The following is a 4,391-nucleotide window of genomic DNA, read 5'->3' as shown; positions in this document are numbered from 1 at the left end:
TGGTCGGTACCGACCGCGAGCAGTTGCTGGCCGGGTTGAGGGCTCTGGCGGATGGTGTTCCCGCTGAGGACGTGGTGACGGGGACGGCTGGGGCCGGGAAGACGGTGTTGGTGTTTCCGGGCCAGGGTTCGCAGTGGGATGCGATGGCTCGTGAGCTGTATGTGACTGCGCCGGTCTTCCGGGAGCGCCTCGACGAATGCGCGTACGCCTTGTCTGCCTTTGTCGAGTGGGACTTGCTGGAGGTGTTGCTCACCGATGAGGGTGCAGCGCTGTTGGCGCGGGTGGATGTGGTGCAGCCGGCGTTGTTCGCGGTGATGGTGTCGCTGGCCGCTTTGTGGGAGGCGTATGGGTTGCGGCCGGATGCGGTGTTGGGGCATTCGCAGGGGGAGATCGCGGCGGCGTGTGTGGCCGGTGCGTTGTCGCTGGAGGATGCGGCGCGTGTGGTGGCGTTGCGCAGTCAGGCGATTCGTGCGCTGGCCGGGCAGGGCGGCATGGTGTCCGTCGCGCTGCCGGTCGAGCACGTGCGGTCGCGTTTGGGGGAGTGGGGCGGTGATATCGGCATCGCGGCGATCAACGGTCCGGGTTCCACGGTGGTTTCCGGCAGCGCGTCAGCCCTGGACCGGCTGCAGGAAGCCTTCGAGGCTGATGGCGTGCGGACGTGGCGGATCCCCGTTGACTACGCGTCGCATTCCTGGCATGTCGATGCGATCCGTGACCAGGTGCTGGAGTTGCTGGCGCCGATCCGTCCTCGGGCCAGCAATATCCGGTTCTACTCGACGGTCTCCGCGCAGCAGGTCGACACCACCGAACTTGATGCGGGCTATTGGTTCCGCAATCTGCGTGAAACCGTCGAGTTCGAGTCGACGACCCGGGTGTTGCTGTCGGACGGCTACGACACCTTCGTCGAGTCCAGCGCGCACCCGGTACTGGTTCCGGGTGTGCAGGAGACCATCGACAGCTCGGGCAGCCCCGCCCGCAGCATCGGGACGTTGCGCCGGGACAACGGCGACTTGGTCGACTTCCTGCGCTCGGTCGGCGATGCCTTCACCGCCGGCGCCATCTCCCGCTGGAATCCGGCAGATCAGAGTGCTGGCCGCCATGTCACGCTGCCCGCCTATCCCTTCCAGCGGGATCGTTACTGGCTCGCTCCTGACACCGGCCCTCGCGACATCGGTGCTGTCGGGCTGACGGCGGCCGGTCATCCGCTTCTGGGCGCTGTCATCGAGGGTGCGGCGAGTGTGGTCTTCACCGGCCGGATCTCTCTGTCCACGCATGCGTGGCTGGCCGATCACGCGGTGGCCGGCACCGTCGTACTGCCCGGTGCGGCGTTCGTGGAACTGGCGGTGCACGCGGCCGACCGGGTCGGATGCGGCAGCATCCGCGAGCTGACCGTACAGACCCCGCTGCTCCTGCCCGAACACGGCGCGGTGCGCCTCCGAGTGGAGGTCGGCGAGGCCACCACCGCCGACGGCGTACGTCCGATACGGATCGACGCCCGCCCCGACACGGACACCAGTACGACCTGGACCTGCCATGCCACCGGCGTCCTCGACACCGACACACCGTCCCCGGACTGGGACCTCACCGCCTGGCCCCCGTCCGGCGCGCAACCCCTCGACATCTCCTACGACACCCTGGCCGCAGGCGGATACGAGTACGGGCCGTCCTTCCAAGGGCTCCAGCGGGCGTGGCGCCACAACAACCACATCTACGCCGAAGTCACCCTCCCCACCGATCCCGATTCCGACCCCGACCCCTACAACATCCACCCCGCCCTGCTCGACGCCACACTCCACGCCGCGCTGGTGGGTCACGTCCTGCCGGACGACGGCCGGATCCGGCTGCCCTACGCCTGGGAAGGCGTGACGCTGCACGCGGGCGGCGCCTCCGCGCTGCGGGTGTCGGTGACGACGGTGGGGGACAACGCGCTACTGCTGCGTGCGGCGGACGGCGCCGGTCTGCCGGTGGCCGAGGTGTCGTCGCTGGCCATGCTTCCGGCCGACCTCGGCGACCTCGGCTCCTCGGCCGTGAACCGGGACTCCCTGCTGCGCCTGGAATGGATACCCGTGCCGTCGGCGGACACAGTGCCGCCCAGCAAGCTCGTGCAGCTCGGCCCTGACCGGTTCGGCCTGCGCTCGGCGGCCGGAGCCGACATCGACTGGCGTGAGTTCGACGAACTGTCCGCTCTGCCCGGCGACTTGTACGACGTGGTCGTGTGCATCGAAGGTGACGATCGGCCGGACGTCGCGGGAGCCGCCCGCGCGATCCTGTACGGGGCGCTCGAACTGGTCCAGGCATGGGCGTCCGACGACCGGTTCGCCGATGCCCGGCTGGTCGTGGTGACCCGGCGTGCGGTGATGACCGGGGCCGGCGAGCCCGTGCCGGACCTTTCCAGCGCACCCCTGTGGGGGTTGCTCCGCTCCGCGCAGAACGAGAGTCCGGGGCGGCTGGTCCTGGTCGATGTGGACGACGACGACCGTTCGCTCGCCGCGCTGCCGTCCGCGTTGGCCGGTGACGCCACCCAGTTCGCGCTGCGTGCCGGCCAGGTCCTGGTACCGAGACTGGCCCGGGCGGGTTCCAAGGACCGGCCGGAGTCGCCGTACCGGCCGGAGTCGCCGTCCGGGTCGAACTTGCCGTACCGGCCGGAGTCGCTGTACCGGCCGGAGCCGTCGTCCCGGTGGGACCCCACCGGCACGGTGATGATCACCGGCGGTACCGGAACACTTGGCGGGCTGTTCGCCCGGCACCTGGTCACGCAGCACGGGGTACGGAACCTGTTGCTGGTCTCGCGGCGAGGGCCGGGCACCCCTGGAGCCGCGAACCTGGTCGCCGAGCTGTCCGGGCTGGGCGCCGACGTGACGGTCGCCGCGTGCGACGCGGCCGACCGGGCCGCGCTGTCCGCGCTGCTCAGGGAGATCCCGGCGAGCCGGCCACTCACCGGCGTGGTCCATGCCTCGGGAACCCTGGACGACGGGTTGATCTCCGGGATGACGCCGGAGAAGCTCGACGCCGTACTGACGCCGAAGGTGGACGCGGCGTGGAACCTGCACGAACTGACGCGGGATCTCGGGCTGTCCGCGTTCGTGCTGTTCTCCTCGATCATGGGCACGATCGGCAACGCGGGCCAAGGGAACTACGCCGCCGCGAACGTGTTCCTCGACGCGCTCGCCCAACACCGCCACGGCGCCGGACTCCCCGCGACCTCCCTCGCGTGGGGATTCTGGAGCGAGCGCAGCGAGATGACCGGTGCCCTGGCCGCCGCGGACATCGCCCGAATGGCACGCACCGGTCTGAAACCGCTGCCCTCGGACGAAGGGGTCGCGCTGTTCGATGCTGCGTTCGCCGCCGGTCACGCCACCACGGTCCTGGCCGCGCTCGACCTGGACCGCCTGCGCGCCCAGGCCGCGCAGGCGACCCTGCCGGAGGTGCTGCGCGGGCTGGTCCGGACGCGGCGGACGGCGACCGCGATCACGGCGACGGCTTCCACGCTCGCCGACCGGCTGGCCGGCCTCCCGGCCGAGGACGTCGACCGCGAACTGCTCGACCTGGTGCGGTCGCACGCCGCCACTGTGCTCGGCCATGCAGGCGCCGGCTCCGTGTCGCCGACCGTCGCGTTCCGGGAACTCGGCCTCGACTCGCTCTCCGCACTGGAGCTGCGCAAGCGGCTCAGCGAGGTCACCGGACTGCGGTTGCCGGCCACTGTGGTGTTCGACCACCCCACCCCGACCACCCTCGCCGCGTTCCTGCGCGACGAGCTGCTGGGTGCGAGCACCCTGGCCGTCAGCCGGGCCGCCGCAGCGCCCGCCTCGGCGGCGGACGACGATCCGATCGCCGTCATCGGCATGGGTTGCCGATATCCCGGTGGTGTTCGTTCGCCGGAGGGCCTGTGGGACCTCGTGCGGTCGGGCAGGGATGTCATCGGCGGGCTGCCGCAGGACCGTGGCTGGGACTTGGAGAATCTCTTCGACCCGGACCCGGGACGGACCGGCAAGAGCTACGTCGACAAGGGCTACTTCCTTGACGACGCAGGGGAGTTCGACGCCGGGTTCTTCGGGGTCTCGCCGCGCGAGGCGCTGGCGATGCATCCGCAGCAGCGGCTGTTGCTGGAGACCGCGTGGGAGACGCTGGAGGATGCCGGGATCGATCCCGGCTCGCTGCGCGGCAGCAGCACGGGCGTGTTCATCGGCGTGATGTTCCAGGACTACGGGCCACCGATGCACGAGGGTTCGGCGGATGCCGACGGGCTGCTGCTGACCGGTACCAGCGGGAGCGTTACGTCGGGTCGGTTGGCGTACTTCCTTGGCTTGGAGGGGCCTGCGGTGACGGTGGACACGGCGTGTTCGTCGTCGTTGGTGGCGTTGCACCAGGCCGCTCAGGCGGTGCGCAGCGGT

The 4,391-nt window shown here is 70.4% G+C and carries 1 protein-coding gene; it reads left to right on the top strand.

Annotated features, from left to right (window positions below; genetic code table 11):
- Positions 1-4,391: SDR family NAD(P)-dependent oxidoreductase (locus CLM62_RS10970; RefSeq protein WP_143659016.1), on the top strand; the 4,391-nt coding region annotated here is incomplete at both ends.

Origin of the sequence: Streptomyces sp. SA15, assembly GCF_002291145.1 — a bacterium.
Classification (GTDB): domain Bacteria; phylum Actinomycetota; class Actinomycetes; order Streptomycetales; family Streptomycetaceae; genus Streptomyces.
This window is presented reverse-complemented; position numbering and strand designations above follow the sequence as displayed.